Origin of the sequence: Variovorax sp. Varisp85 (assembly GCF_047304045.1) — a bacterium.
Taxonomy (GTDB): Bacteria; Pseudomonadota; Gammaproteobacteria; order Burkholderiales; family Burkholderiaceae_C; genus Variovorax.
Genome location: NZ_JBGLYN010000077.1, coordinates 1 through 24,403 on the forward strand (window position 1 = coordinate 1; position 24,403 = coordinate 24,403).

The 24,403-nt window shown below is 66.5% G+C and carries 23 protein-coding genes and 1 tRNA gene; 14 read left to right on the forward strand and 10 right to left on the reverse strand.

Annotation, left to right across the window (positions count from 1 at the left end):
- Window positions 1–53: 53 nt before the first annotated feature.
- Window positions 54–881 (reverse strand): ABC transporter substrate-binding protein, encoded by an 828-nt coding sequence (locus tag ACCC97_RS24305; RefSeq protein ID WP_413335513.1) that lies wholly within the window; start codon window positions 879–881, stop codon window positions 54–56.
- Window positions 882–1,067: 186 nt separating this feature from the next.
- Between ACCC97_RS24305 and fabV the strand changes: the two genes are divergently transcribed.
- Genes fabV through ACCC97_RS24320 form a run of 3 tightly spaced genes read left to right on the forward strand, consistent with a single transcriptional unit; the run spans window position 1,068 to window position 3,973 of the window.
- Window positions 1,068–2,264, forward strand: a complete 1,197-nt coding sequence (gene fabV / locus ACCC97_RS24310) for an enoyl-ACP reductase FabV (RefSeq protein WP_413335515.1) — start codon at window positions 1,068–1,070, stop codon at window positions 2,262–2,264.
- 27 nt (window positions 2,265–2,291) lie between these two features.
- Window positions 2,292–2,711: a group II truncated hemoglobin gene (locus tag ACCC97_RS24315; protein ID WP_007839268.1), complete on the forward strand. Its 420-nt coding sequence runs from the start codon at window positions 2,292–2,294 to the stop codon at window positions 2,709–2,711.
- A 38-nt stretch (window positions 2,712–2,749) separates the two neighbouring features.
- Window positions 2,750–3,973: an NAD(P)/FAD-dependent oxidoreductase gene (locus tag ACCC97_RS24320; protein ID WP_413335517.1), complete on the forward strand. Its 1,224-nt coding sequence runs from the start codon at window positions 2,750–2,752 to the stop codon at window positions 3,971–3,973.
- Window positions 3,974–4,116: 143 nt separating this feature from the next.
- Here the strand turns inward: ACCC97_RS24320 and ACCC97_RS24325 are convergent, their stop codons facing one another.
- A complete protein-coding gene (locus ACCC97_RS24325) occupies window positions 4,117–4,773 on the reverse strand; it encodes a Smr/MutS family protein (RefSeq protein ID WP_413335519.1) in 657 nt (218 codons plus the stop codon).
- The gene (radC, locus tag ACCC97_RS24330) at window positions 4,773–5,450 is read right to left on the reverse strand and encodes a RadC family protein (RefSeq protein ID WP_007839271.1); all 678 of its coding nucleotides are present in this window, start codon (window positions 5,448–5,450) and stop codon (window positions 4,773–4,775) included. The genes ACCC97_RS24325 and radC overlap by 1 nt, the downstream gene beginning before the upstream one ends.
- Before the next feature lie 108 nt (window positions 5,451–5,558).
- Between radC and ACCC97_RS24335 the strand changes: the two genes are divergently transcribed.
- The 3 genes from ACCC97_RS24335 to ACCC97_RS24345 are packed head-to-tail and all read left to right on the forward strand — an operon-like array spanning window position 5,559 to window position 7,929.
- Entirely contained in the window at window positions 5,559–6,002 is a 444-nt protein-coding gene (locus tag ACCC97_RS24335; RefSeq protein WP_413335521.1) for an FKBP-type peptidyl-prolyl cis-trans isomerase, read from the forward strand.
- A complete protein-coding gene (gene ispH, locus ACCC97_RS24340; protein WP_007839273.1) occupies window positions 5,999–6,967 on the forward strand; it encodes a 4-hydroxy-3-methylbut-2-enyl diphosphate reductase in 969 nt (322 codons plus the stop codon). The genes ACCC97_RS24335 and ispH overlap by 4 nt, the downstream gene beginning before the upstream one ends.
- Window positions 6,964–7,929, forward strand: coding sequence for a threonine/serine dehydratase (locus tag ACCC97_RS24345; protein WP_007839274.1), 966 nt, complete (start codon window positions 6,964–6,966; stop codon window positions 7,927–7,929). The genes ispH and ACCC97_RS24345 overlap by 4 nt, the downstream gene beginning before the upstream one ends.
- Before the next feature lie 106 nt (window positions 7,930–8,035).
- Here ACCC97_RS24345 and ACCC97_RS24350 read toward each other — a convergent pair whose 3' ends face one another.
- Window positions 8,036–8,437 (reverse strand): VOC family protein, encoded by a 402-nt coding sequence (locus tag ACCC97_RS24350; protein WP_007836081.1) that lies wholly within the window; start codon window positions 8,435–8,437, stop codon window positions 8,036–8,038.
- Between the two features lie 61 nt (window positions 8,438–8,498).
- On the opposite strand from ACCC97_RS24350, the gene serS reads away from it, so the two are divergent.
- From serS to ACCC97_RS24365, 3 genes are all read left to right on the forward strand, one after another.
- Complete coding sequence (gene serS / locus ACCC97_RS24355; protein ID WP_413335524.1) at window positions 8,499–9,830, forward strand: serine--tRNA ligase; 1,332 nt, start codon at window positions 8,499–8,501, stop codon at window positions 9,828–9,830.
- 57 nt (window positions 9,831–9,887) lie between these two features.
- A tRNA-Ser gene (locus tag ACCC97_RS24360) sits at window positions 9,888–9,977 on the forward strand.
- A 581-nt stretch (window positions 9,978–10,558) separates the two neighbouring features.
- Window positions 10,559–11,881 carry an amidohydrolase gene (locus tag ACCC97_RS24365; protein ID WP_007836079.1) on the forward strand — a complete coding sequence of 441 codons (1,323 nt, stop codon included), beginning with the start codon at window positions 10,559–10,561 and terminating at the stop codon, window positions 11,879–11,881.
- A 258-nt stretch (window positions 11,882–12,139) separates the two neighbouring features.
- Here ACCC97_RS24365 and ACCC97_RS24370 read toward each other — a convergent pair whose 3' ends face one another.
- From ACCC97_RS24370 to ACCC97_RS24380, 3 genes are read right to left on the reverse strand one after another with little or no spacing between them, the layout of a single operon-like run.
- Window positions 12,140–13,393 (reverse strand): porin, encoded by a 1,254-nt coding sequence (locus ACCC97_RS24370; RefSeq protein WP_413335526.1) that lies wholly within the window; start codon window positions 13,391–13,393, stop codon window positions 12,140–12,142.
- A 49-nt stretch (window positions 13,394–13,442) separates the two neighbouring features.
- On the reverse strand, window positions 13,443–14,453 hold the full coding sequence (locus tag ACCC97_RS24375; protein ID WP_413335528.1) for a YeiH family protein: 1,011 nt from the start codon (window positions 14,451–14,453) through the stop codon (window positions 13,443–13,445).
- 7 nt (window positions 14,454–14,460) lie between these two features.
- Complete coding sequence (locus ACCC97_RS24380; RefSeq protein WP_413335530.1) at window positions 14,461–15,432, reverse strand: quinone oxidoreductase family protein; 972 nt, start codon at window positions 15,430–15,432, stop codon at window positions 14,461–14,463.
- A gap of 197 nt (window positions 15,433–15,629) precedes the next feature.
- On the opposite strand from ACCC97_RS24380, the gene ACCC97_RS24385 reads away from it, so the two are divergent.
- The 3 genes from ACCC97_RS24385 to ACCC97_RS24395 are packed head-to-tail and all read left to right on the forward strand — an operon-like array spanning window position 15,630 to window position 18,581.
- Window positions 15,630–16,598, forward strand: a complete 969-nt coding sequence (locus tag ACCC97_RS24385) for a Bug family tripartite tricarboxylate transporter substrate binding protein (RefSeq protein ID WP_413335532.1) — start codon at window positions 15,630–15,632, stop codon at window positions 16,596–16,598.
- Window positions 16,599–16,629: 31 nt separating this feature from the next.
- Window positions 16,630–17,472 carry a TauD/TfdA dioxygenase family protein gene (locus ACCC97_RS24390; RefSeq protein ID WP_007836074.1) on the forward strand — a complete coding sequence of 281 codons (843 nt, stop codon included), beginning with the start codon at window positions 16,630–16,632 and terminating at the stop codon, window positions 17,470–17,472.
- Between the two features lie 50 nt (window positions 17,473–17,522).
- Window positions 17,523–18,581 carry a 3-keto-5-aminohexanoate cleavage protein gene (locus ACCC97_RS24395; RefSeq protein WP_413315704.1) on the forward strand — a complete coding sequence of 353 codons (1,059 nt, stop codon included), beginning with the start codon at window positions 17,523–17,525 and terminating at the stop codon, window positions 18,579–18,581.
- A gap of 91 nt (window positions 18,582–18,672) precedes the next feature.
- Here the strand turns inward: ACCC97_RS24395 and ACCC97_RS24400 are convergent, their stop codons facing one another.
- The gene (locus tag ACCC97_RS24400; protein WP_413315703.1) at window positions 18,673–19,713 is read right to left on the reverse strand and encodes an AraC family transcriptional regulator; all 1,041 of its coding nucleotides are present in this window, start codon (window positions 19,711–19,713) and stop codon (window positions 18,673–18,675) included.
- A gap of 250 nt (window positions 19,714–19,963) precedes the next feature.
- On the opposite strand from ACCC97_RS24400, the gene ACCC97_RS24405 reads away from it, so the two are divergent.
- Window positions 19,964–21,022 carry a 3-keto-5-aminohexanoate cleavage protein gene (locus tag ACCC97_RS24405; RefSeq protein WP_413335535.1) on the forward strand — a complete coding sequence of 353 codons (1,059 nt, stop codon included), beginning with the start codon at window positions 19,964–19,966 and terminating at the stop codon, window positions 21,020–21,022.
- A gap of 192 nt (window positions 21,023–21,214) precedes the next feature.
- On the opposite strand, the gene ACCC97_RS24410 is transcribed toward ACCC97_RS24405, so the two are convergent.
- Together ACCC97_RS24410 and ACCC97_RS24415 are read right to left on the reverse strand one after the other, a co-directional pair.
- Window positions 21,215–22,219 carry a YihY family inner membrane protein gene (locus ACCC97_RS24410; protein WP_237726133.1) on the reverse strand — a complete coding sequence of 335 codons (1,005 nt, stop codon included), beginning with the start codon at window positions 22,217–22,219 and terminating at the stop codon, window positions 21,215–21,217.
- Window positions 22,186–23,076, reverse strand: coding sequence for a LysR family transcriptional regulator (locus ACCC97_RS24415; RefSeq protein WP_413335537.1), 891 nt, complete (start codon window positions 23,074–23,076; stop codon window positions 22,186–22,188). Before ACCC97_RS24415 ends, ACCC97_RS24410 begins: the two co-directional genes overlap by 34 nt.
- Window positions 23,077–23,356: 280 nt before the next feature.
- Between ACCC97_RS24415 and ACCC97_RS24420 the strand changes: the two genes are divergently transcribed.
- Complete coding sequence (locus ACCC97_RS24420; RefSeq protein WP_042673845.1) at window positions 23,357–24,175, forward strand: SDR family NAD(P)-dependent oxidoreductase; 819 nt, start codon at window positions 23,357–23,359, stop codon at window positions 24,173–24,175.
- Window positions 24,176–24,403: the final 228 nt, after the last annotated feature.

The following is a 24,403-nucleotide window of genomic DNA, read 5'->3' on the forward strand; positions in this document are numbered from 1 at the left end:
CCCCCATCCCGGCCTTCCCCCAGCGGGGGAAGGAGAAAGACCGGGGGCCGGGCTCAGTCGATCTTGTCGCTCTCGAGCTTGAAGTCGCGCGACTGGAAGCCCGAGGCCGTGTCCGGGCCGTACCACTTGATGAAGATCTTCTGCGCCTCGCCCGACTTCTCGAGCTCACGCAGCGTGTCGTCCACCACGGCCTTCAGGCCGCTCTCGCCCTTCTTGATACCGATGGCCAGCGCCTCGGTGCTCAGGTTCTGCTTGAGCACCTCGTACTGCGCCTTCTGCGGGCCGAGCTTGGCGTAGCTGCGCAGCAGCGCGGCCTCGTCGTCCACATAGCCCACGCCCTTGCCCTGCTGCAGCGCCTGGAAGGCTTGCTGGCTGGTGTCGAAGGTCACGACCTCGACGTTGGGCACGGCCTTGCGGATGTTGGGTTCCTGCGTGCCGCCGCGGATGGTCAGCACCTTCTTGCCGGCGAGCTGCGGCACCTCGGTGATGCCGCTGTCCTTCTTCACGATGGCCTTCTGGCCGGTGACGAAGGTGGTGAGCGAGAAGTCGATCTGCGCCTCGCGCTCCTTGTTGTGCGTGAGGCCGGCGGCGACAAGGTCGACGTGGCCCTGCTGCAGTTCGGGAATGCGCGCGGCCACGGCGATCTGCTTGAGGACCGGCTTCACGCCGATCTTCTTTGCAATGGCGTTCACCAGGTCGACTTCGTAGCCGACGATCTGGCGCGTCTTCGGATCGACGAAGGTCGCGGGCTCGTCGGTGCCGAGCACGCCGACGACCAGCTCGCCCTTTTTCTTGATGTCGGCCAGCTGGTCGGCGTGGGCGAGGGTGCCGAGCAGGAAGGTGGAAGCGGCGACGGCCGCGGCGAGCAGGGTGTGGCGCATAGGTTGTCTCTCTCCTAGAGGAAATTCAGGGTCGAACCATATCAATAAAACCCCTGATTATTAAATCGTCAATCGACATATGCATATGGACAAGCTGAAGGCGGTTATTACGGGCTGGGTTAAATTCGCGGCGCCAAAAACGCGCTCCCGCCGTTTTCTTCCCGCATCTCATCCAGCGAGATCCTCATGATCATCAAACCCCGCGTGCGCGGCTTCATCTGCGTCACGACCCATCCCACCGGCTGCGAAGCCAACGTCAGGCAGCAGATCGACTACGTCAAGGCCCAGGGGCCCATCGCGGGCGGCCCGAAGAAGGTGCTGGTGATCGGCGCATCGACCGGCTACGGCCTGGCCGCGCGCATCACCGCCGCTTTCGGCAGCGGCGCCGACACGCTCGGCGTGTTCTTCGAACGCCCGGGCAGCGAAACCAAGCCCGGCTCGCCCGGCTGGTACAACACCGCCGCTTTCCATCGCGCCGCGACAGCCGAAGGCCACTACGCGAAGAGCATCAACGGCGATGGCTTCTCCGATGCTGTGAAGCAGCAGGTCATCGACACCATCCGCGCCGACCTTGGCCAGGTCGACCTCGTCGTCTACAGCCTGGCAGCGCCGCGACGCACGCACCCGAAGACCGGACAGGTCTTCAACTCGGTGCTCAAGCCCATCGGCAAGTCGGTGAACCTGCGCGGCCTCGACACCGACAGCGGGGCCGTGAAGGAAACGGTGCTCGAACCCGCGACGCAGGAAGAAATCGACAACACCGTGGCCGTGATGGGCGGTGAAGACTGGCAAATGTGGATCGACGCGCTGCAGCAGGCCGGCGTGCTGGCCGACGGCGCGAAGACCACCGCCTTTACCTATCTGGGCGAGCAGATCACGCACGACATCTACTGGAACGGCTCCATCGGCGCCGCCAAGAAGGACCTCGACCAGAAGGTGCTGGGCATCCGCGCGCAACTGGCGGCCAAGGGCGGCGATGCGCGCGTGTCGGTGCTGAAGGCGGTCGTCACGCAGGCCAGTTCGGCCATTCCGATGATGCCGCTGTACCTGTCGCTGCTGTTCAAGGTGATGAAGGCGCAAGGCACGCACGAGGGCTGCATCGAGCAGGTGCACGGGCTTTTCGCCGAAAGTCTCTACGGCAGCGCACCGCACATCGACGAGGAAGGCCGCCTGCGCGCGGACTACAAGGAACTGGCGCCGCGGGTGCAGGCTCGCGTGCTGGAGCTCTGGCCGCAGGTGACCGGCGACAACCTCGACGAGCTCACTGATTTCGCCGGCTACAAGACCGAGTTCCTGCGCCTCTTCGGCTTCTCGGTGGAGGGCGTGGACTACGAGGCCGACGTGAACCCCGATGTGGGCATTCCGGGCATCGTGCAGCTCTAGCAGGCCCCTCAAGGGATACTCCCGCCCATGCAGATACAAGAAAAGCCGCCCGCCGGCACGCCCTTCGACTGGATCGGCGGCGAACCGAAGGTGGAGGCGCTGGTCGAGCGCTTCTACGACCTGATGGACCTCGAGCCCGCGTATGCGCAATTGCGCGCCGTGCACGGCACCAGCCTCGACAACGCGCGCCAGCGCCTGTTCTGGTTCCTCTGCGGCTGGCTCGGCGGGCCGCAGCACTACACCGACCGCTTCGGCCATCCGATGCTGCGCGCGCGCCACCTGCCGCAGAGCATCGGCGGCCACACCATCGGCATCAAGGAACGCGACCAATGGCTGGCCTGCATGGACCAGGCGATGGGCGAGACGGGTGTGCCCGAGGACTTGCGCGCAAGGCTGCGCGACTCCTTTTTCAAAACCGCCGACTGGATGCGCAACCGCGGCGAGTGACCGACCCCACAACGATTCCGAAAGACGTTTCTCTCATCATGAATTCCATCGTCATCATCGGCGGCGGCCACGCCGCGGCTCAGCTCTGCGCCGGGCTTGCCGAAGCGGGGCAGGGCGCGCGCGTGCACCTCGTGTGCGAAGAGGCGTGCGAGCCGTACCACCGCCCGCCCCTGTCCAAGGCCTTCCTGAAGAGCGCGGAGGAAACCACGCAGCCGCACAAGGCCGCCGACTGGTACCGCGAAGCGGGCATCACGCTGCACCTGGGCGACGCGGCCGTGGCGATCGATCGCGAGGCGCGCACCGTCACGCTGCGTTCGGGCGCGGTGCTGCCGTGGGAGCGCTTGGTGCTGGCCACCGGCACGCGCGCACGCCAGATGCCCGACCTGAAGCCGGGCCTCGAAAACGTCGCGAGCCTGCGTGCCGCCGAAGAAGCGCACCGCCTGCGCGAGCGGCTTGCATCGGCCGAGAAGGTGACCGTGCTCGGCGGCGGCTTCATCGGGCTCGAGGTGGCGGCCACCGCCAAGGCGCTCGGCAAATCGGTGCAGGTGATCGAAAGCGCGCCGCGCCTGCTGGGCCGGGCCGTCTCGCCCGAGCTGTCGGCGCATGTGCTCGCCACGCACCGCGCGGCCGGCATCGACATCGTGCTCGGTGCACAGACCGGTGCCTTCGAAGTGGAAGGCGACCGGCTGGTGTCGATCCAGGTCAACGGCGTGAAGCAGCCGGTCGACCTGCTGCTGCTCGGCATCGGCGCCGTGCCCGAGACGGCGCTCGCACAGGCGGCCGGCATCGAATGCGCCGACGGCATCGTGGTCGACGGCCACATGCAGACCAGCGCGGCCGGTGTGCTCGCGGTGGGCGACTGCACGCGCTTCCCCGACCGCCGCGCGGGCCGCGCGCTGCGGCTCGAGTCGGTGCAGAACGCCAACGACCAGGCGCGCACCGCGGTGGCCACGCTGACCGGCGCGGCGCGTGCGCACGACGCGGTCGCGTGGTTCTGGTCCGACCAGGGCGGCATGCGCCTGCAGATGGTGGGCCTGATGCCGGCCGAAGGCACGCCGGGCCTCGTCAGCGTTCGCCGCGCGGGGCCGAAGCCCGATGCGTTCTCGCTGTTCCACTACGTCGATGGGCAGCTCGTGTGCGTGGAGTCGGTGAACGCGCCGGTCGACCACATGATGAGCCGCAAGCTGCTTGAAGCGGGGCGTAGCCCTGATGCTGCGGCGGTGGCGGACGCATCGGTTCCGCTGAAGAATCACTTGGCGTAAGCCGGCTGCGTTTCCTGCTCCCTCCCCGCTGGGGAGGGTAGGGGTGGGGACACGACGGCGATGGATAAGGGAGGGCCCGTGCAAAGGCCGCGAGCCCCCATCCCAGCCTTCGCCCGGAAGGGGAAGGAGCAAGTCAGAAAGCGTCAGCGCCGCGTGGGCGCCAGCAGCACGACGAGGGCGCCGGCGCCGCCTTCCGCGGGCTTGGCCTGCACGAACGCGATCACCTCGTTCTTCTGGATCAGCCAGCGCTGCGCCTTGGTCTTCAGCACCGGCTGCCTGCCTGGCGAACCCAGCCCCTTGCCGTGCACCACGCGCACGCAGCGCAGCCCCTGCTTGCTGGCGTTGCGGATGAAGCCACCGAGCGCCTCGCGCGCCTCGTCGCTGCGCAGCCCGTGCAGGTCGACCTGCCCCTGGATCGCCCATTCGCCCTTGCGCAGCCGCGCCGTCACGTCGGTGCCGATGCCGGGCCGGCGAAAGCTCATGGCGTCGTCCACGTCGAGCAGCGTGGTCACGTCGAACTCGTCGGAGAGCGACTCGCGCAGCACGCGCTGCTCGTCGAGCTGGTGCTGCACCGGGATCGGTGCCGGCGGCAGCGGCGCAAGCGGCACTGCGGCCTTGCGGCGCAGCGGCTCGGTGGCACCGATGGCGCGTGCAAAGAGGTCTTTCTCGGCGGCGAGCTTGCGTTCGGCCGCGGCCTTTGCGGCCGCCTCGGCGGCTTCGCGCTCGCGGGTTTCGGCGAGCGTGCGCTGCACCTGCTTGAGGTCGGCGAGGTTCTTGAGAGACGGGGCGCGTGCGGCCATCAGAGCACGCCCTTCTCGGCCATCGAGAAGCTCTGTCCGGGGCTCACGATGATGTGGTCGAGCACCCGCACGTCCACCAGCGCCAGTGCGGCGCGCAGCGTCTGCGTGAGCGACTCGTCGGCGCGCGAGGGCTCGATGTTGCCGCTGGGGTGGTTGTGCGCCAGCACCACCGCCGCGGCCTGGTGGTGGATGGCGCGCGTGACGACCTCGCGCGGATAGACGCTGGTCTGCGTGAGCGTGCCCCGGAACATTTCCTCCAGCGCGATCATGCGGTGCTGCACGTCGAGGAACACCACCGCGAACACTTCGTAGGGGCGCGAGCCGATGTGCAGCTGCAGGTACTGCTTGACCGCGTCGGGCGAGTCGAACACCGTGCGCTCCCTGAGCCTTTCGCCCATGGCGCGGCGCGCCAGTTCGAGCACCGCGATCAGTTCGGAGCGCTTGGCGCTGCCGCCCATGCCCTTGATGGTCTTGAGCTCCTCGGCGCCGGTGTGCAGCAGGCCCGAGAGGCCGCCGAAGCGCTCGAGCAGCTGCTGCGCCAGCTGCAGCACGTTCATGCCCGCCACGCCGGTGCGCAGCAGCAGGGCCAGCAGCTCGGCGTCGGCCAGCGCGGATGCCCCTCGCGAGATGAGTTTTTCGCGGGGACGGGCGTCGAGAGGGAGATCCTTGAATGCCATGAAACCCTGGGGTGAAACCTTGGCGGAGCCGGGTGAAGTCCCGGTCCTTAAAATGAGGTCCAGTTTATCGGGACACCCACCTTGTCTTTGCCCACCTCCGCTGCCCCCATGTCCCAACTCGTGACTTCCGGCTCCTTCCTGACCCTGCACTACCGGCTGGCCGGCCCGGCGGGCGACATCATCAACACTTTCGCCGACAAGCCCGCGACCCTGTCGCTCGGCACCGGCGAGCTTTCTCCGGCCATGGAGCAGCGCCTGATGGGCCTGGAAGAAGGCGCGCATGCCACCTTCGAGCTGCCCGCCGGCGAGGCCTTCGGCGAGCGCAACCCCGACATGCAGCAGTGGGTGGCCAGGAAGCTGCTCGCTCAGATGGGCGACCCCGACGAGCAATACGCCACGGGCGACGTCGTGCAGTTCCCCACGCCCGACGGCACGGGCAGCTACGCGGGAGCGGTGATCGAATCGAATGACACGGCGGTGCGCTTCGACTTCAACCATCCGCTGGCCGGCCAGCCCGTCACCTTCGAAGTGAAGCTGATCGGCGTGCTATGAACCCCGACATCTCGGAAGTCATCCTTGCCGAACCGCGCGGTTTCTGCGCGGGTGTCGATCGCGCCATCGAGATCGTCGAGCGCGCCATTGCCAAGTTCGGCGCACCGATCTACGTGCGCCACGAGATCGTGCACAACACCTACGTGGTGAACGAGCTCAAGGCCAAGGGCGCGATCTTCATCGAGGAACTGTCCGACGTGCCGCCCGGCGCCACGCTGGTGTTCAGCGCACACGGCGTGAGCAAGGCGGTGGAGCAGGAGGCGCGCGACCGCGGCTTCGAGATATTCGATGCCACCTGCCCGCTGGTGACCAAGGTGCACGTCGAGGTCGCCAAGCTCGCGAAGGAGGGCTTCGAGTTCATCATGATCGGCCACAAGGGGCACCCCGAGGTTGAGGGCACGATGGGCCAGCTCAGCAGCGGCATTCACCTCGTCGAGGACGTGGCCGACGTGGCGAAGGTCTCGCCCTCGCAGACCGAGAAGCTCGCGGTGGTCACCCAGACCACGCTGAGCGTGGACGACGCGGCCGAGATCGCCGCCGCCGTGCGCACGCGCTTTCCGGCCGTGCGAGAGCCCAAGCAGCAGGACATCTGCTATGCCACCCAGAACCGCCAGGACGCGGTGAAGATCATGAGCCCGCAGGTCGACCTCGTGATCGTGGTCGGCAGCCCCACCAGTTCCAACAGCAACCGGCTGCGCGAACTGGCGCAGCGGCTGGGCACCGAGAGCTATATGGTCGATTCGGCCGAAGAGCTCAAGCCCGAGTGGTTCGAGGGCAAGACGCGCATCGGCCTCACCGCCGGCGCCTCGGCCCCCGAGGTGCTGGTGCGCGAGGTGATCGAGCGCGTGCGCGCGTTCGGCGCGGTGTCGGTCCGCAAGATGGACGGCATCGAGGAAACCATCAAGTTTCCGCTGCCCAAGGGGCTCAAGCTCGACGACATTCCCCCTCCAGGACATATCTCTTGAACGACAAGAAAACCTTCGACTGGCGCTCTGAAATAGATAGCGCTTCCCGCAGGCTGAGCGAGCGTGCCGGCCACTTCCTGCGCGAAACCCCGCTGTGGAAGCTGCCGGCGGCCGCCTTCGGGGTCGCGGCGCCGGGCGCCGAGATCTGGCTGAAGCTCGAGCACATGCAGGTCAGTGGCAGCTTCAAGGCGCGCGGCATGATGAACCGGCTGCTGGCCAACGACATTCCCGACAGCGGCGTGGTCGTGGCCTCGGGCGGCAATGCGGGCATCGCCACGGCGGCCGCGGCGCGCGCTCTGGGCGTGCCTTGCCAGGTGTTCCTGCCGGGCGTGTCGCCTGAGGCCAAGCGCGCGCGGCTGCGTGCGCTGGGCGCGGAAGTGGTCGTCGTCGGCGAGCTGTACCCCGATGCGCTGGCCGCCTGCCTCACGCGCCAGAAAGAGTCCGGCGCCTTGCTCACCCACGCCTACGACCAGCCCGAAGTGGTGGCCGGCGCGGGCACGCTCGGCCGTGAGATCGAAGAGCAGGGCGGTCTTCCCGATGCTGTGCTCGTGAGCGTCGGCGGCGGTGGGCTGATCGGTGGCCTCGCTGGTTGGTTCGAGCAGCGCGTCCGTGTGGTGGCACTCGAACCCGAAAAGGCGCCCACGCTGTTTCGCGCTCGCGAGGCCGGAGAGCCGATCGACGTGGAGGTGGGCGGCATCGCGGCCGATTCGCTCGGGGCGCGTCGCATCGGCGCCATTTCGTGGGAAATTACGCAGCGGCAGGTGCGGCACGCCCTGCTGCTGTCCGACGAATCCATCCGCGCCGCCCAGCAGTGGCTGTGGAAAGAGCTGAAGCTGGCAGTGGAACCGGCCGCCGCGCTGCCGCTGGCCGCGCTGCAGACCGGCGCTTACGCGCCGCGCGCGGGCGAGAAGGTCTGCCTGATCGTCTGCGGGGCGAACGTCGATCCCGCGACGGTCGCCTGAGAGTCGAAGGCGGCCGCCGCCGGGCCGCCCCAAGGCGAGCCGCGCCTCCCCCTCGGGGGGGTGGCGAATTACACGGAGCGAAGCGCAGTGAAAAGCCGGGGGGCCTTCACTTCTCGCAGTTCACCATCCACGCCACGCCGAACTTGTCGGTGAGCATGCCGAAGCCCTTGGCCCAGAACTGCGGGCCGTAGGGCATCGTCACCTTGCCGCCTTCGGCCAGTGCGTCGAACAGCTTCTTGCCTTCGTCCACGCTGTTCGCCTGCACCGAGAGCGAGAAGCCCTTGTAGCCCTCGAAGGGCCACTCCGGCGGGGCGTCCGAGGCCATCAGCTTGTGGCCGCGGGCCTCGAGCGTGGCGTGCATGATCTTGTCCTTGTGGCTGGCCGGCGTCTGGGCGCCCATCGGGCTCTCGCCGAAGGTCATGCTGAAGGCGACCTTGCCGTCCAGCGCCTTGGCATAGAAGGCGAGCGCTTCGGCGGCATTGCCGTTGAATGTCAGATAGGCTTCCATCGTTTTTCCCTTCGAGGTGGGTGAGTGGGATCGCGATGCTACGCCCACCTAAAATCCCCCCATGCTTGACATCACCCTGCTCCGCAAAGACCTGGCCTCCGCCGTGGCCGGCCTCGAAAAACGCAAGAAGAACCAGCCGTACCTCGACGTGTCGGCGTTCACCGCGCTCGAGGCCGAGCGCAAGACGCTGCAAACCCGCACCGAGGAAATCCAGGCGCGCCGCAACACGCTGAACAAGCAGATCGGCCCGCTCAAGGCCAAGGGCGAATCGGTCGACGCGCTCATGGCCGAGGTCAACGCGCTCAAGGCCGAGCAGGAATCGCAATCCAGGCGCCTCGAAGAGATCCAGCCCGCACTGCACGCGCTGCTGCTCGCCGTGCCCAACCTGCCGCACGCCAGCGTGCCGGTCGGCGAGGACGAGACAGGCAATGTCGAAATGCGCCGCTGGAGCCCGCAAGGCGGCGCCGGCGCCAATGCCACGCCATTGGCCTTCGCGCCGAAGGACCACGTTGACCTGGGCGCGCCGCTGGGTCTCGACTTCGAGATGGGCGCCAAGCTCGCGGGTTCGCGCTTCACCGTCATGAAGGGCCCGATCGCCCGCCTGCATCGCGCGCTCGCGCAGTTCATGGTCGACCTGCAGACTGAACAGCACGGCTACACCGAGTGCTACGTGCCCTACATCGTCAACGCCGCCACGCTCAGCGGCACCGGCCAGCTGCCCAAGTTCGAAGGCGACCTGTTCGCCGCGAAGAAGGGCGGCCAGGACGGCGAACCCGCGCCCGACCATTCGGCGCTGTACCTCATTCCCACCAGCGAAGTGCCGCTGACCAACTTCGTGCGCGACGAGGTGGTGGCCGAGTCGCAACTGCCGATCAAGCTCACGGCCCATACGCCGTGCTTCCGCTCCGAGGCCGGCAGCGCGGGCCGCGACACGCGCGGCATGATCCGCCAGCACCAGTTCGACAAGGTCGAGATGGTGCAGATCGTGCACCCCGAGAAGAGCTACGACGCGCTCGAACAGATGACCGGCCATGCCGAAGCCGTGCTGCAGGCGCTGGAGCTGCCATACCGCGTCGTGCTGCTGTGCACCGGCGACATGGGCTTTACCGCCGGCAAGACCTACGACCTCGAAGTCTGGCTGCCGGCGCAGGACACCTACCGCGAGATCAGCTCGGTCTCGAACTGCGAAGCCTTCCAGGCGCGTCGTTTGCAGGCCCGTTTCAAGAACGCGCAGGGCAAGAACGAACTCGTGCACACCCTCAATGGTTCCGGCCTGGCGGTGGGCCGCGCGCTGGTGGCCGTGCTGGAAAACCACCAGAACGAAGACGGCTCCATCAACGTGCCCGCGGCGTTGCGTCCGTACCTCGGTGGGCTCGAAGTTTTGCGCGGCTGAGCCCAGGGCTTCAAAAAGTGCAATTTCCTCTGCTATAATCGAAGGCTCGACAGCACCGGAGAGGTGGCAGAGTGGTCGAATGTACCTGACTCGAAATCAGGCGTACTAGCGATAGTACCGAGGGTTCGAATCCCTCCCTCTCCTCCAAGAAGTCAATAAACAAGCGCCTTTCGGGGCGCTTTTTTATTTCTTACACCATTGTTCCTACCAATTCGATTGACGGTCGAACTTGGGTACAAAGTGCATCGCCTCGGCCTTCGCAAGGATGGGTCTTGTCCCTGCTGCTTTCCCCTCGCCAGCAGATGTTGTCGGCTACGTTGCGCTGACCATGGGCGAGGGCCACGTCCAGCGTTCCATTGGTGCAGTCGATCAGGCAGACGTCGCCAAGGCCATCGTGCAGCGGCGATCGCCAGCTTCCGCGAGTCGGCTGCCCTGGGGGGCCGAGGCACGCAAAAAATATGGACGGCGCCTGCCTTGTTGAGGTCGACTGGAAGCTGGCGCTTGGGGGGAGGCGCGCGATGGCATGCCTGACATGCACGCCACGTACGCGAAGTGCCTTGCTGTCCTGTGTGAGTGGCGAATTTTTTGAACGCGACCTGCTGTCGCAAAAAAGGGAACTGCGGATCGGCTTTGATGTCTAGGGCAATCCCGGGCTCGAAGCTTGCGTGAAGAAGGCCACACTGGCATGGCTGGTGTCTATCTTCTTTCCACATAGGGCTTCTTCCTCCATGTCTTCCCGTTCATTTCGTCATGGCACCTTGTCCGCCGTTGCCTTGCTGACCCTGGCGCTGGGCGCCAGCGCACAGACGTCGCTGCATCAGCAGATCGGGCCTGTCGTCAACGGTATGTACCCCTCGCTCGACACGCTCTACAAAGACCTGCACGCCAATCCGGAGATCGCCTTCCAGGAAGTGCGAACGGCTGCGAAGCTGGCCGGCGAAATGCGCAAGCTCGGTTTCGATGTCACCGAGAAGGTCGGCGGCACGGGCCTCGTCGCGATCTACAAGAACGGCGCAGGCCCGACCGTGCTCGTGCGCACCGAACTCGACGCGCTGCCCATGGAAGAGAAGACCGGCTTGCCGTACGCGAGCAAGGCCAAGACCCAATCGAACGGCCGCGAGACCTTCGTGGCGCACAGCTGCGGCCACGACATCCACATGGCGAGCTGGGTCGGCACCGCGCGCACGCTGCTCACGATGAAAGATCAGTGGAAGGGCACGCTGATGTTTGTCGCGCAGCCCGCTGAGGAAACCGTGTCAGGTGCCAAGGCCATGCTTGCCGACGGCCTGTTCAAGCGCTTTCCCAAGCCCGACTTCGCGTTCGCTCTGCACACCTCGCCGTCGCCCTATGGCTTCGTCGGTTACAAGGTCGGTGCGATCAGTTCTAACTCTGACTCGCTCGAGATCACCTTCAAAGGCCGCGGCGGCCATGGATCGGCGCCGGACAAGACGATCGACCCGATTGCGATTGCCGCCCGTTTCATCACTGACGTGCAGACCGTGGTGAGCCGTGAGAAGGACCCGGCCGAGTTCGGCGTGGTCACCATCGGTGCGGTCCAAGCCGGCACAGTTGGGAACATCATTCCCGACACGGCGGTGCTGCGCGGCACCATCCGCAGCTACCAGCCGGAGGTGCGCGAGAAGCTGCTGGCCGGCGTTCGCCGCACGGCCAACGCGGCCGCGATGATGGGCGGTGCGCCCGAGCCGACGGTCGAGCTGGTGCCCGGTGGGGCTGCGGTGGTCAACGACGAAGCGGTGGTCAACCGGACGGCGGCGGCACTCAAGACGGCGTTCGGCGACCCGAAGGTGGTGCAGGTTCGGCCCATCACCGCGAGCGAGGATTTTTCCGAGTTCGGCAATGCGGGCGTGCCATCGATGATGTTCTTCGTGGGCGTGCTCTCTCCCGAAGAGGTGATGGCGTCGCTCAAGCCCGGCGGCAAGCCCTTGGCCTTCAATCACTCGCCCTTCTTCGCGCCGGTGCCCGAGCCATCGATCAAGACGAGTGTGGAGGCCATGAGCGTGGCCGTGCTCACCACCATGGCACCCAAGTAGCTCGGCGTGCGGCTGCCGCCGGCGACGGTAGTCTTCGACATGGCGTCGGCAGAACGCCGATGTCACGGCGCAAGAATTGGCGATTGGCCTCGTCTGCAATACCAGACCTTCGTCATGACGGCAGAAAATTACCCGGTATCCGCAATAGTGGACTACGTCAAAGTAGGCCGAGAGTGACCTGCTCCCTACCAGCCGTACCAGCGTCTGCGGCAATGGCTAGGAGGAATGCGGAGGGCGCCGCCGTCGCTTTTCAGGCGCTCAGAACGCCATCCGAATGCCCACGTCGTAGCCCAGCGCACGGTGCGGCTGCATGCCGTCGGTGGTCGCGTAGCCCGGCTGAGGGAAGATCGCCGGCAGGCTCAGCACCAGCGGCGTCACGCCCATCACGGTCGGGTTGTTGCGGCCGTTGGCGATGTGGATGCGCGCCACCGAGGCATACAGCGCCGTGCGCTTGGAGAGGTTGTGCACGTAGCCGAGTGCGAGCTTGTTCACCGACGAATTGCCGTCTGGCAGATGCAGCCCGTTGACGAAGCGCACGCGTGCATACGAGGCGCGCAGCATGCCCGCACCCAGTGGCACGTTCACGCCGGCCATGAGGCCGTCGTAGCGGTCGGTCAGGCGCAACGAACCGTTGGCGAACGGGGCGGCACTGTTGCGCACGTCGCGCACGCGCGACCATTCGCCGAACACCTTCACCACGCCGAAGTCGTACGAAGCACCGAGGTTCAGGCTCTTGATCTTCTCGCTCTGTACGGTGGTGCTGGCCAGCGTGCTCTCGCCGTAGCCTAGCGCCACGTCGGCGGGGCCACTGGCCCAGCCGATGCGCCCGCCCGCGTAGCGCCCGCGTTTGGAGGGGCTGTCGGGCGTGTTGCTGATCTTGGTGTTCTCGTGCAGCGCGTACTGCACCTGGCCGTAGAAGCCGCCCAGGTTTGGTGGCAGGAAGTAGCTGACGGCGTTGCTGGTGCGCAGGTAGCTGTCGGTGCCTGCGGAGAGGCCGCCGTTCAGCAGGCTGCCCGTGGCCAGCGCGCGCGAGGCCGCGATGTTGCTGTTGACCACGGCGATCAGGTTGGTGCCCACGCCGTTGACGCTGAAGGGGTCGAACACCGCGTCATTCCAGAACGAGGCCGTGTAGTCGCGACCCAGGCGCAGTTCGCCGAAGGGGCCGCTGAGGCTGAGCGTGGAGCGGCGTCCGAAGTTCGTGATGCCGCCGCCTGTATCGTTGTTCAGCGGCGCCTCGAGCCAGAAGCTCGCGGCCAGTCCGCCGCCGAGGTCTTCGGTGCCGCGAAAGCCGATGCGGCTGGACGCATTGCCCGAGGGCGACAGCACGGTCTGGCTCTGGCGCAGCTCGGCCGAGCGCAGCGGGTTGTGCGAACTGCTGGTGGTGCGGTAGTGGCTCACGCCTGCGTCCATCACGCCGAACAGCGTGAGCGAGGACTGGGCGAGGGAAGCGCCGGCGGCGAGGGTCGCGGCTGCGGCGGCGACGAGGGTCTTCTTCTTCTTCTTCTTCTTCATGGTCTTGTCTCCTGGTTGTTGTGTGTGTTGTCGTCTCTGTCGTCGTGCGTCAGGGCGCCCAGCGCAGCAGCGCGAGCACCAGCGCGGCGATGAAGACGGTCTCGCCGACCATCAGCACCACCGGCTTGAGGCCCACGTCGACCAGCTCGCGCAGCTGCGTCTTCATGCCGATGCCGGCCATGGCCGCCACCAGGAACCAGCGCGACAGGTCGCTGCCCGCGGTGGCGAGGGCCGGCGGCAGCCAGCCCGTGCTGTTGAGCGCCACCAGCGCAGCGAACGCCACCGCGAACCACGGCAGCAGCGGCGGGCGCTGGCCGCCCACGGCCTTGCCGGTGGCACGCGTGAACATCACGGCGAACAGGATGACCGGCAGCAGCGCCGCCACGCGCATCAGCTTGACCAGCGTGGCCGTGTCGCCCGTGGCCTGCGACATGCCGTAGCCCGCGCCCACCACCTGCGCCACGTCGTGGATGGTGGCGCCCAGGAACACGCCGGCCGTGTGCGTGTCCATGCCCAGGGCGCGTGCGATCAGGGGGTAGGCGATCATCGTGAGCGTCGACAGCGCCGACACGCTCACCACCGTGAACAGCGTGGCGCGTTCCTTCAGCGGATGCGGCGGCAGCGCCGCGGCCAGCGCCAGCGCGGCCGAAGCGCCGCAGATCGCGGTGGCGCCGCCGCTGAGCAGGCCGAACAGCACGTTGAAGCCCATCAGCCGCGCCACGACCATCGACACGCCGATGGTCAGCACCAGCGACACCGCCACCAGCAGCACCGGGTGCCAGCCCAGCGCCACTACCTGCGCGGCCGTGATGCGCAGCCCGAGCAGCGCCACGCCCCAGCGCAGCACGTGGCGCGCGGTGAACTCGATACCGGGCTTGCACGGGCCCTCGGCGGAAAGGAAGTTCATCGCCATGCCGAGGATGAGCGCAAACAGCATCACCGGCGCACCGTAGTGCTGCGACAAAAAGGTGGACGCGGCGGCGACCACCGCGCAGGCGAGCACGCCCGGAAAGAGCAGGCGGCCGCGCGCCGGCCATGCGGCGACAGACAAGGCGATCATGAAAACCTCAGGGCACGAGCACGGTGGCGCCGGTGGTCTTGCGGCCTTCGAGCGCGCGGTGCGCCTCGGCCGCGTCGGCCAGCGCGAAGCTCTGCTGCGGTTCGCTCACGATGCGTCCGGCCAGCACGTGGCCGAACAGTTCGTCGGCCATGCTGAGCATGTGCGGGCGCGGATGGATGTAGTGCACCATCGCCGGCCGCGTGAGCCAGATCGAGCCCTTCGCAGCCAGCAGCTTGGTGTCGAGGACCACGGCGCCAGAAGAGGTGCCGTTGCTTACCAGCGTGCCGCGCGGCTGCAGGCAGTCGAGCGAGGCTTCCAGTGTGTCCTTGCCCACCGAGTCGTACACCACGGGCACGCCCTTGCCGTCGGTGATCTCGCGCACGCGTTGGGCGATGTTCTCGCGCGAGGTCACGATGGTGTGGGTGCAGCCGTTGGCCTTGGCAATCGCAGCTTTCTCGTCGGTGCTCACGGTGCCGATCATCGTGACGCCCATGGCACGCGCCCACTGGCAGGCGATGAGGCCCACGCCACCAGCGGCTGCGTGGTACAGGATCGTCTCGCCGCCCTTCAATGGATAGACCTGGCGGAACAGGTATTGCGCCGTCATGCCCTTCATCATCAGCGTGGCGGCGGTGCTGTCCGAGATGCCGTTGGGCAGCGGAATGAGCACATCGGCAGGCATCACGCGCGCCTGCGAGTACGCCCCTTGCGGCCCGATGAGGTAGCCCACGCGATCACCCACGCGGATGTCGGTCACGCCGGGGCCCACGGCCTCGACCACGCCCACGGCGTCGGAGCCCAGGCCGTTGGGCAGTGCGAGCGGATAGCGCCCCGTGCGGAAATAGATGTCGATGAAGTTGACGGCGATGAGGCTGTGGCGCACGCGCGCCTGGCCCGGGCCGGGTTCGCCGACCTCGACGTGTTCGAGCTTGAGCACGTCGGCGCCGCCGGTCTCGTGGAAGCGGATGGCCTGGTTCATGGTGCGTCTCCTGATGCGTGTGGGGGCTGGGATGGAACGGATTCTTGCGGCGCGTTTCAACGTCGGGAAGTGTGGTCTCGGCGATGTCCCAAATCGGCAAATTGATGCCCCAATAAAGCAAGAACTGCGAGCGGAGTGCGCCGGATACTGGCGGCGTTGGCCCACCGAGGCCCGCATGAAAAAACCGGAGACAACCCATGAAACTGCTGCACTTTGCACGCGCCGCCGTGGCGCTGGTCGGATGCTCGATGGCCCTCGGGGCCTGGGCGCTGGGCGACAAGCCCGTCAAGCTCATCGTCCCCGCGCCGCCGGGCGGCACGATGGACATCGTCGCCCGCGTCGTCGGGCAGCAGATGGCGCTGGACATCGGCCGTCCCGTGATCGTCGAGAACCGTCCCGGTGCCGGCGGCTCGATCGGCCTTCAGGCCATGCTGCAGGCGCCGGCCGACGGCAACACGATCGTGATGGCGGCGAGCAACGTGTTGGCTGAAACGCCGCAGATCGTGAAGATGCCCTTCGATCCGCTGAAGGACGTGGTGCCCATCGCGTCGGTGGCGCGCTCGGGCGTGGTGCTCGTCACGGCCGCGAACTTTCCGGCCAAGGACTTCCAGGGCCTGGTCGCCGAGCTGAAGACGCGCAAGGGCAAGGCCAGCTTTGCCAGCTACAGCCCCGGCACCGTGTCGCAGTACGCGGGCCTGATCCTCAGCGACCGCGCGGGGCTCGACCTGCAGCACATCGGCTACCCCGGCTCGCCGCCCGCGCTGCAGGACCTGCTGGGCGGCCGGGTTGACCTGATGTTCGACGGCATGCTCACCTCGATGCCGCTCATCAAGGCCGGCAAGCTGCGCCCTTACGCGTTCACCGGCAAGACCCGCTCGCGCTTCCTGCCCGACCTGCCCACCACCACCGAGCTCGGCTATCCCGACCTGCAGTTCCGCGGTTGGGTCGGCTTCATTGGCTCCGCCAAGCTGCCGGCCGACGTGCTGGCGAAGCTGCACGCCGCGATCGGCAAGGCCGGCCAGTCGCCCGCCGTGCAGCAGAAGCTGCTCGACGTGGGCCTGGAGCCCGAACTCAGCGTCGACACGCCCGCGCTCATCGTCGAGACGAAGGCGCTGTCGGAGCGCAACGCCGCCATCGTCAGGAAGTACCGCATCCAGGCGAACTGAGCTTCGCTCGCCATTTCATCGGAGACCCTTCATGAAGATCAGACCCATCACGCCCTCCATCGGCGCGGAAATCTCGGACGTCCACCTGGGCGAGGCCTCGCGCGACCCCGGGCGCTTTGCGCCGATCCGCGCCGCACTGCTCCAGCACAAGGTGCTGTTCTTCCGCGGACAGGACATCACGCGCGCCGAGCATGCGGCCTTTGCACGCTGCTTCGGCGCGCTCGAAGACCACCCCGTGGTCGGCAGCGACCCAGAGCACCCGGGCCTCGTGCGTATCTACCGCAGCGACAACAAGCACAGCTACGAGAACACCTATCACTGCGACGGCCTGTGGCGCCAAGCGCCGGCGATGGGGGCAGTGCTGCGCTGCATCGAGTGTCCCGAGATCGGCGGCGACACCATCTGGGTGAACATGGTGCAGGCGCACGACGAGCTGCCCGAAGAGATCAAGCAGAAGATCGGCAAGCTGCGCGCCAAGGCTGCTATCGAGCATTCGTTCGGCGCCGTCATGCCGATGGAAGCCCGCCTCAAGCTGGGCCAGGACCATCCGCCCGTGGAGCACCCCGTGGTGCGCACGCACCCCGAGACCGGCGAGAAGGTGCTCTACGTGGGCAGCTTCACCACGCACTTCGTGAACTACAGCACCCCCGAGAACGTGCGGCACGGCATCGACAAGACGCCCGGCGCGGCGCTGCTGCTGAACTACCTGCTCAGCCGCGCCACCATTCCCGAGTACCAGGTGCGCTGGTCGTGGCAGGCCGGCGACGTGGTCGTCTGGGACAACCGCAGCACGCAGCACTACGCGCTGAACGACTACTGGCCCGCGCCGCGCAAGATGGAACGCGCCGGCATCGTCGGCGACGTGCCGTACTGAGTTGTCCATCGATTCTGTTTCCTACATCGCAACCCGACAGAAACCACGCCATGAACTTCCTCGACGGCCACCTCTTTCCCGAAAACCAGCAGCCGCTGATCATCACCGCCGCGCCCTATGCGCCGGGCTGGCTTCCTTCCGACTTTCCGGGCGAGATTCCGGTCACGATGGAAGAGCAGATCCAGAAGGCGGTCGATTGCTACAACGCCGGCGCGACGGTGCTGCACCTGCATGTGCGCGAACTGGACGGCAAGGGCAGCAAGCGGCTGTCGAAGTTCAACGAGCTGATCGCCGGCGTGCGCAAGGCCGTGCCGGAAATGATCATTCAGGTGGGCGGCTCGATCAGCTTCGCGCCGGAGAGCGAAGGCGCCGCGGCCAAGTGGCTGAGCGACGACACGCGCCACATGCTGGCCGAGCTGGAGCCCACGCCGGACCAGGTGACGGTGACCGTCAACACCTCGCAGATGAACGTCACGGAGCACGCCGAGCTGGCGGACTTCAAGGGCACCTCGCGCGAGATCCCCGCCATCTACGAAGCCTACAAGGAGATGACGGTGCCGGCGCAGCCGGGCTGGGTCGAGGAGCATATCCGTCGCCTCACGAAGGCCGGCATCCAGAGCGCCTTCCAGTGCTACAACATCAACAGCTTCGAGTCGGTCGAACGCTTGATGCGCCGCGGTGTCTACAAAGGTCCGCTGGTGATGAACTGGGTGGCGATCAGCGGCGGCATGGACGCGCCGAACATCTACAACCTGGCCAACTTCGTGCGTGCGGTGCCCGATGGCGCGGTGCTCACCGTGGAGAGCTCGGTGCGCAACGTGCTGCCCGTGAACATGATAGGTATCGCCATGGGCTTGCACGTGCGATGCGGCACCGAAGACGTGCTGTGGAACCAGACGCGCTCGGCCAAGATCGGTACGGTGGCGCAGATCGAACAGCTGGTGGAAATCTCGCGCCAGTTCGGCCGTCCGATTGCCACGGCGCAGCAGGCGCGCGAGATCTCGAAGATCGGCGTTTTCTACGACACAGCGGAAGAGTCGCTGGCGGCCAACGGCTTCGCACCCAATCGCAATGGCGCCAATCAGGGCTTCCTGCGCAAGGCGGCTTGAGAGTGAGCGTGGTGATGACGAGGTCTGTCACGCGCGCCTTTTGGCGCCTGCTCGAAGGCCTTTCGCATGCCCTCCGCTTTGAAGGCCTGGCTCAGAACGCGCGCACCGTCCCCTGAGCCACCGCGCTGGCCGTCTGCTTGCTCCACTGCGAGGCGCTGCAGCCGAAGTGGTGGCGGAACCAGTGGCTGAAGCTGCTTGGCCCCGAGAAGCCCAGCAGCTCGGCCACTTCGCTCAGCGGCAGGTCACTGTCGCGCAGGTGGCGCTTGACGAGGTCGGAGCGCACATGGTCGAGCAGGCTGCTGAAGGTGAAGCCTTCAGCCTCGAGCCGGCGGTGCAGCGTGCGGCGGTCCACGCGCAGGTGCCGCGCCACTTCCTGCGCCGTGCAGCCGCCGCCGGGCATGAGCGCGAGGATGAGTTCGCGGCAGGCTTCGCGCGTGCTCTCGCCGCGGTCTTTCAGGGCCGCCTCCAGGTACTCTCGCGCAAAACGCGCCGCGCCCTGGTCGCCTGATTCGCGCGGCTTGCGCAGATCGGCCGCCAGGCACACGAGCCCATTGAAATCCTGGTTGAACTTGACGTGGCGCCCGAAGAAGGCGCGGTGCGCCGACACGTCCGCCGGCGGGCGGTGCGTGAAGCAGACCTGCTGCGGCCGCCACTGCGGATCGATCAGCTCGGTGAGCACGCGGAACATGATGCCCACGGCCAGTTCCATCGACTGGCGCATCGGCAGCCCGGGGCTGGGCAGCAGGTCTTCGCGCAGGATGACCATGTCGCCCGTATCCTCCAGGCGAAAGCTCAATGAGGCGTTCACCAGCTTCAGGTAGCGGCCCAGCGTGTCGAGCGCGTCGCGGGGCGTGGGCTCTTCCCTCAGCACGACGCTGATCGGCCCGAGCGCCGAGAGTTTGCGCTGCGCCGCGAGCCGCAGCGCGAAATCTTCGGTGCGCGTGGCGCGCGCGGTGATCTCGAGCAGCTCGCGCACGGCGTCACCTGGAATCAGCATCTCGGGGTGCTCGAGCAACTGGGCCTTCAGCCCCACGGTGCGCAGGAAGGCATGCGGGTCCCGGCCGAGCGAGCGCACCAGGTCCACGTAGCCGCTGAGGCTCGCGCTACGCATCAGTCGGCCGAGGTGTTTCATGGTCGATTCTTCAGGAACCCCGTGCTCGACCGGGGGCTGATCCTGGATTGCTGTGTCTTGATGATGGCCCGATTGTGATCGGCCATGGCGTTCAGTGTCTGGTGCAGATGGAGACTGCGAAACCGGTCTTCGCACGGACCGTTTCAATGTCCCGCAAAGACAAGTCGCAGTCCCGGATGAGCAAGAAGTTTTCCGGGGTGCGCCAGACACTTTTGGCGCCAGAGCAACTTTCCCACCGGAGACAAACCCCATGAACTTCCTCGACGGCCACCTGTATCCCGAGAACCAGCAGCCCCTGATCATCACGGCCGCGCCCTATGCGCCGGGGTGGATTCCCGCCGACTTTCCGGAAGACATCCCGGTCACGATGGAAGACCAGATCCAGAAGGCGGTCGATTGCTACGAAGCCGGCGCCACCGTGCTGCACCTGCATGTGCGCGAGGCCGACGGCAGGGGCAGCAAGCGGCTGTCGATGTTCAACGAACTGATCGCCGGCGTGCGCAAGGCCGTGCCGGAAATGATCATCCAGGTGGGCGGCTCGATCAGCTTCGCGCCTGAGGACGACGGTGCCGCGGCCAAGTGGCTGAGCGACGACACGCGCCACATGCTGGCCGAACTCACGCCCCGCCCCGACCAGGTGACCGTGACCGTCAACACCACGCAGATGAACGTGACCGAGCACGCCGGCCTGGACGACTTCAGGGGCCTGTCGCGCGGCGACCCGAGGCTCTATTCGACGTACAAGGACATGATCGTGCCCTCTAACCCCAGCTGGGTCGAGGAGCACATCCGCCGCCTCACGGCCGCGGGCATCCAGAGCGAGTTCCAGTGCTACAACATCAACAGCTTCGAGACCATCGAGCGGATGATCCGCCGCGGCGTCTACAAGGGCCCGCTGGTGATGAACTGGGTGGCCATCAGCGGCGGCATGGACCAGGCGAACATCTACAACCTGGCCAACTTCCTGCGCGCCGCACCCGATGGCTCGGTGGTCACGGTGGAAAGCTCGGTGCTCAACGTGCTGCCCGTGAACATGATCGGCATCGCCCTAGGCCTGCACGTGCGCTGCGGCATTGAGGACGTGCTGTGGAACCAGACCCGCACCGGCAAGATGAGCTCGGTCGAACAGATCCGGCAACTGGTGCGCATCTCGACTGAATTCGGTCGCCCCATTGCGACCGCGCAGCAGGCGCGCGAGATCATGAAGATCGGCGTGTTTTACGAAACCATCGAGGAGACGCTGCAGGCCAATGGCTTCGCGCCCAATCGCAACGGTGCCCAGCAGGGCTTCCTGCGCAAGCCGGCCTGACGCATGAGGTACACCGGAGTTGTTGACGTACTGTCGGCCGGCGAGCTCTTGCCGGCGGCTCCATAGCAGTGCTTGTCGTGCAAGCCACTCGGCATGACGCGCAATGTGAGCGTCACAGGCAGGGCCAAAAAGCGAGTGGGCTTCTCGCTGCTGCCTGCGAGGAGGGCCGGTTTCGAATGAGCGGCGCCTGCATCAGCCCCGGCCGAACTGCCAGGCTCGAGCTGCCTTCCCCGGCTGTCGCCGTCGCGCAAGAGCCAGGTTGGCCGTGATCATGGCCGCGACCAGCGTGATCAGCCACGAGAAGTACACCCACAGCAAGAAGATCGGAAAGGCCGCGAACGCCCCGTACAGCGCCTTGTAGGTTGGCACCTTGACGAGGTAGGTGGCGAAGCCCCGTTTGCCCAGCTCGAAGGCCACGCTGGCGATCAGGGCGCCCGCGACGGCGTCGCGTAGCCGCACCTTCGTGTTCGGAACGAAATAGAACATGCTCGTCAGCGCGGTCACGCCGAGCACGAGCGGCCCGAGGTCGAGCACGAAGGCGAGCGATGGTGGCAAGGCGCCGATCAGACCCAGGGAAACGCCCAGCACGTACGACGTTGCCCACAGACTCAGACCCATCACGGGTGGCCCCACGGCCAACATCAGCAAGTACAGGCCGACCCTTCTGAAGAAAGGCCGATTCCTCCTCACCTCCCACATCTGGTTCAAAGCGTTCTCGACGGTCAGCAACATCGCGACTGCGGTCCCCAGCAGGAAGAGCGAGCCGACCCAGGTCAGGCTGCTGGCATTCGCGGCGAACTGGTCCAGATACTTGAGGACCGTGCGCGCGATGTCTGGCGGCAGCAGCCTGCTCAGCAGGAACTCATGAATCGCATCCTTGAATCGCTTGAAGATCGGGAATCGCGTGAACAGCGCGAAGCTCGTCGCCAGCAAGGGCACGATGGACAGCAAGGTCGTGAATGTCAGGCTTCCGGCGACCTGGGGCAAGCGTTCTTTCCTGGCGCGGTGGATCGTCAGGCGGGTCAGAGTGAACATGTATCGCTGAAAGAGGAGGGGGCGGCTGGCTTCGCGGACGAACAAGCCGCTGCATGCGATTTTGAGGCCTGCAGCTGACGCCTTTCGGCAAGGCCCATCTTCGATGCGTCGTAGATCGAGGCATTCACTCAGCCGCCCCGCTGCCGGATCTTCGGCAAGCATGACAGCAGCGCCTTCACCTGCGGCGAATCGTCGGACTTGCGCCAGATGGCGACGGTCTCGACGATGGTCTTCTCGCCCTTCATGCTTCGATAGACGACCCCCTCGCGATGCAATGCCTGCACGCTGCCGGGCACCAGCGCCACGCCGATGCCGCCGGACACGAGGCTCACGATGGTGTGCATTTGCCGCGCCGGAAACAGCTTGGGGCTGAAGCCATGCCGCATGCAGGTGGCGACGATGGCGTCGAACATCATCGGACCCTGATGGCGCTCGAATCCGAGGAAGCGTTCGTTCGACAACTTTTCGAGCGCGATGCGCGTGGCGCCGGCCAGGGGGTGCGACACGGGCAGCGCCACGAGCAGCGGTTCCGTATGGACCAGCCTCGAGTTCAGTGCCGCGGGCAGGTCGGGCGTCCGGAACACCAGGCCGACATCGAGCCTGCCACTCTCTACGTCGTGAATGATCTGGTCGGTGGTGCCTTCCAGCAGCGACACGTTCACGCGCTGGTAGTCCTCCGTGAAGGCGCGCAGCATCGGCGGCAGGAATGAATAGGCCGGCAGGCTGATGAAGCCGAGCGACAGCGAGCCCATCAAGCCCTGAGCGGCCTCCAGGGCGCGCTTGCGCAGGGTGTCGGCCGCGGCCAGCACGGCGCGTGCGTCGCGCAATGCGTCCTCGCCGGCCCGTGTGAGCGCGATGCGGCGCGAGGTTCGCTCGAGCAGGGTGACGCCCAGTTCTTCTTCCAGCTCCTTGATCGCCAGGCTCACGGGCGGCTGGGTGAGGTGCAGCCGTTCGGCGGCGCGGCCGAAGTGCAGCTCCTCGGAAACAGCGACGAAGCAGCGCAGGTGGCGCATGTCCATTGATTTGCCTTCTGTATCGACTGATCCAGATTTTAAATTTCTCTGGATCGAAGCGCATCCCTAGACTGCATCGCATCCCGCGCGCCAAGCACGTGAACGGGGGGCGCTCCCACAAGTGGCAGCAGGAGACACAACACCGATGTTCGATCGCGTCGTCGATGCGATGACGCTGATCGACGGCGGCCCCAATGCCCTGGGCTCCTGCCTGTCACGCCCGAGTAATGGCCGCCGGCTTCCGGATCCCGAGTTCCTTTTTCCCTTCAACCCAACCCACCACATCATGAGCACCACATCACCAGCCCGCATCGCAGTCGTCACCGGAGGCGCCCGCGGCATCGGCCGCGCCGTCGGCGAATGGTTTCTTGGTCATGGCTGCAAGGTCGTCTTGCTCGACTGCGACAGCGCAACGCTCGACAGCACGATATCGGAGATCGCGCGCCCCGGCGATCTGCTCGGCGTCCATTGCGACGTGTCCGATCCGGCGCAGGTCGACCGCGCCGTGGCGGCCGTCGTTGCAAAGTTCGGCCGCGTGGACGCGCTGGTCAACAATGCCGGCGTGGCCATCTTCAAGCCGGTGCTGGAAACCTCCTTCAAGGAATGGCGCACGGTGATGGCCACCAACCTCGATGGCGCCTTCCTCTGCACGCAGGCCTTCGGCGCGGTGATGGCCGGCAACGGCGGCGGCGCCATCGTCAACGTCGCCTCGATCTCCGGGCTGCGGGCCAGCACGCTGCGCGTGGCCTATGGCACCAGCAAGGCCGCGCTCATCCACATGACGAAGCAGCATGCGGTCGAGCTCGGCGATGCAGGCGTGCGCGTGAACGTCATTGCCCCCGGCCCGGTAGAAACCGAAATGGCCAAGCTCGTGCACAGCGTGGCGATCCGCTCCGACTACTACGACGCGATTCCGCTGAACCGCTACGGCACCACCGAGGAGATGGCGAATGTCATCGGCTTCCTGTGCAGCCCCGAAGCGAGCTTCATCAACGGCCAGGTCGTGGCCGTCGACGGCGGCTTCGATGCGGCAGGTGTCGGCCTGCCAACCCTTCGCCGCCGCAAGGCCGAAGCCGGGGCCGAACTGCAAGGAGCCAAGGCATGACGAAACTGCCGTAACTCATCGGCTGACGCCACACGCGCTTCGGCAAGCTCGATGGGGCGAGATCGTCGTCGCGAGCCGGCCGGGCCTTACGGCCGAGGCGCTGCGCCAGGTACCGCTGGCCGCGCCGCTTCTTCTTCTGGGATTCGCTGCCGAAGCCGGGTTACGGCAAGTTCACCAAGAACGACATCCGAACGCGCCTCGTCGAGCGTGGAGAATCGCAGCCGGCCA

Excerpts from the sequence above, each read along its gene's own strand:
- ACCC97_RS24375 (WP_413335528.1), bottom strand. The coding sequence starts at position 14,453 with ATGATCGCCTTGTCTGTCGCCGCATGGCCGGCGCGCGGCCGCCTGCTC.
- ACCC97_RS24395 (WP_413315704.1), top strand. The coding sequence starts at position 17,523 with ATGAACTTCCTCGACGGCCACCTCTTTCCCGAAAACCAGCAGCCGCTG.
- ACCC97_RS24320 (WP_413335517.1), top strand. The coding sequence starts at position 2,750 with ATGAATTCCATCGTCATCATCGGCGGCGGCCACGCCGCGGCTCAGCTC.
- ACCC97_RS24365 (WP_007836079.1), top strand. The coding sequence starts at position 10,559 with ATGTCTTCCCGTTCATTTCGTCATGGCACCTTGTCCGCCGTTGCCTTG.
- ACCC97_RS24370 (WP_413335526.1), bottom strand. The coding sequence starts at position 13,393 with ATGAAGAAGAAGAAGAAGAAGAAGACCCTCGTCGCCGCCGCAGCCGCG.
- ACCC97_RS24335 (WP_413335521.1), top strand. The coding sequence starts at position 5,559 with ATGTCCCAACTCGTGACTTCCGGCTCCTTCCTGACCCTGCACTACCGG.
- ACCC97_RS24350 (WP_007836081.1), bottom strand. The coding sequence starts at position 8,437 with ATGGAAGCCTATCTGACATTCAACGGCAATGCCGCCGAAGCGCTCGCC.
- ACCC97_RS24380 (WP_413335530.1), bottom strand. The coding sequence starts at position 15,432 with ATGAACCAGGCCATCCGCTTCCACGAGACCGGCGGCGCCGACGTGCTC.
- ACCC97_RS24405 (WP_413335535.1), top strand. The coding sequence starts at position 19,964 with ATGAACTTCCTCGACGGCCACCTGTATCCCGAGAACCAGCAGCCCCTG.
- ACCC97_RS24385 (WP_413335532.1), top strand. The coding sequence starts at position 15,630 with ATGAAACTGCTGCACTTTGCACGCGCCGCCGTGGCGCTGGTCGGATGC.
- ispH (WP_007839273.1), top strand. The coding sequence starts at position 5,999 with ATGAACCCCGACATCTCGGAAGTCATCCTTGCCGAACCGCGCGGTTTC.
- fabV (WP_413335515.1), top strand. The coding sequence starts at position 1,068 with ATGATCATCAAACCCCGCGTGCGCGGCTTCATCTGCGTCACGACCCAT.
- ACCC97_RS24400 (WP_413315703.1), bottom strand. The coding sequence starts at position 19,713 with ATGAAACACCTCGGCCGACTGATGCGTAGCGCGAGCCTCAGCGGCTAC.
- ACCC97_RS24325 (WP_413335519.1), bottom strand. The coding sequence starts at position 4,773 with ATGGCCGCACGCGCCCCGTCTCTCAAGAACCTCGCCGACCTCAAGCAG.
- ACCC97_RS24315 (WP_007839268.1), top strand. The coding sequence starts at position 2,292 with ATGCAGATACAAGAAAAGCCGCCCGCCGGCACGCCCTTCGACTGGATC.
- radC (WP_007839271.1), bottom strand. The coding sequence starts at position 5,450 with ATGGCATTCAAGGATCTCCCTCTCGACGCCCGTCCCCGCGAAAAACTC.
- serS (WP_413335524.1), top strand. The coding sequence starts at position 8,499 with ATGCTTGACATCACCCTGCTCCGCAAAGACCTGGCCTCCGCCGTGGCC.
- ACCC97_RS24390 (WP_007836074.1), top strand. The coding sequence starts at position 16,630 with ATGAAGATCAGACCCATCACGCCCTCCATCGGCGCGGAAATCTCGGAC.
- ACCC97_RS24420 (WP_042673845.1), top strand. The coding sequence starts at position 23,357 with ATGAGCACCACATCACCAGCCCGCATCGCAGTCGTCACCGGAGGCGCC.
- ACCC97_RS24415 (WP_413335537.1), bottom strand. The coding sequence starts at position 23,076 with ATGGACATGCGCCACCTGCGCTGCTTCGTCGCTGTTTCCGAGGAGCTG.
- ACCC97_RS24305 (WP_413335513.1), bottom strand. The coding sequence starts at position 881 with ATGCGCCACACCCTGCTCGCCGCGGCCGTCGCCGCTTCCACCTTCCTG.
- ACCC97_RS24410 (WP_237726133.1), bottom strand. The coding sequence starts at position 22,219 with ATGCTTGCCGAAGATCCGGCAGCGGGGCGGCTGAGTGAATGCCTCGAT.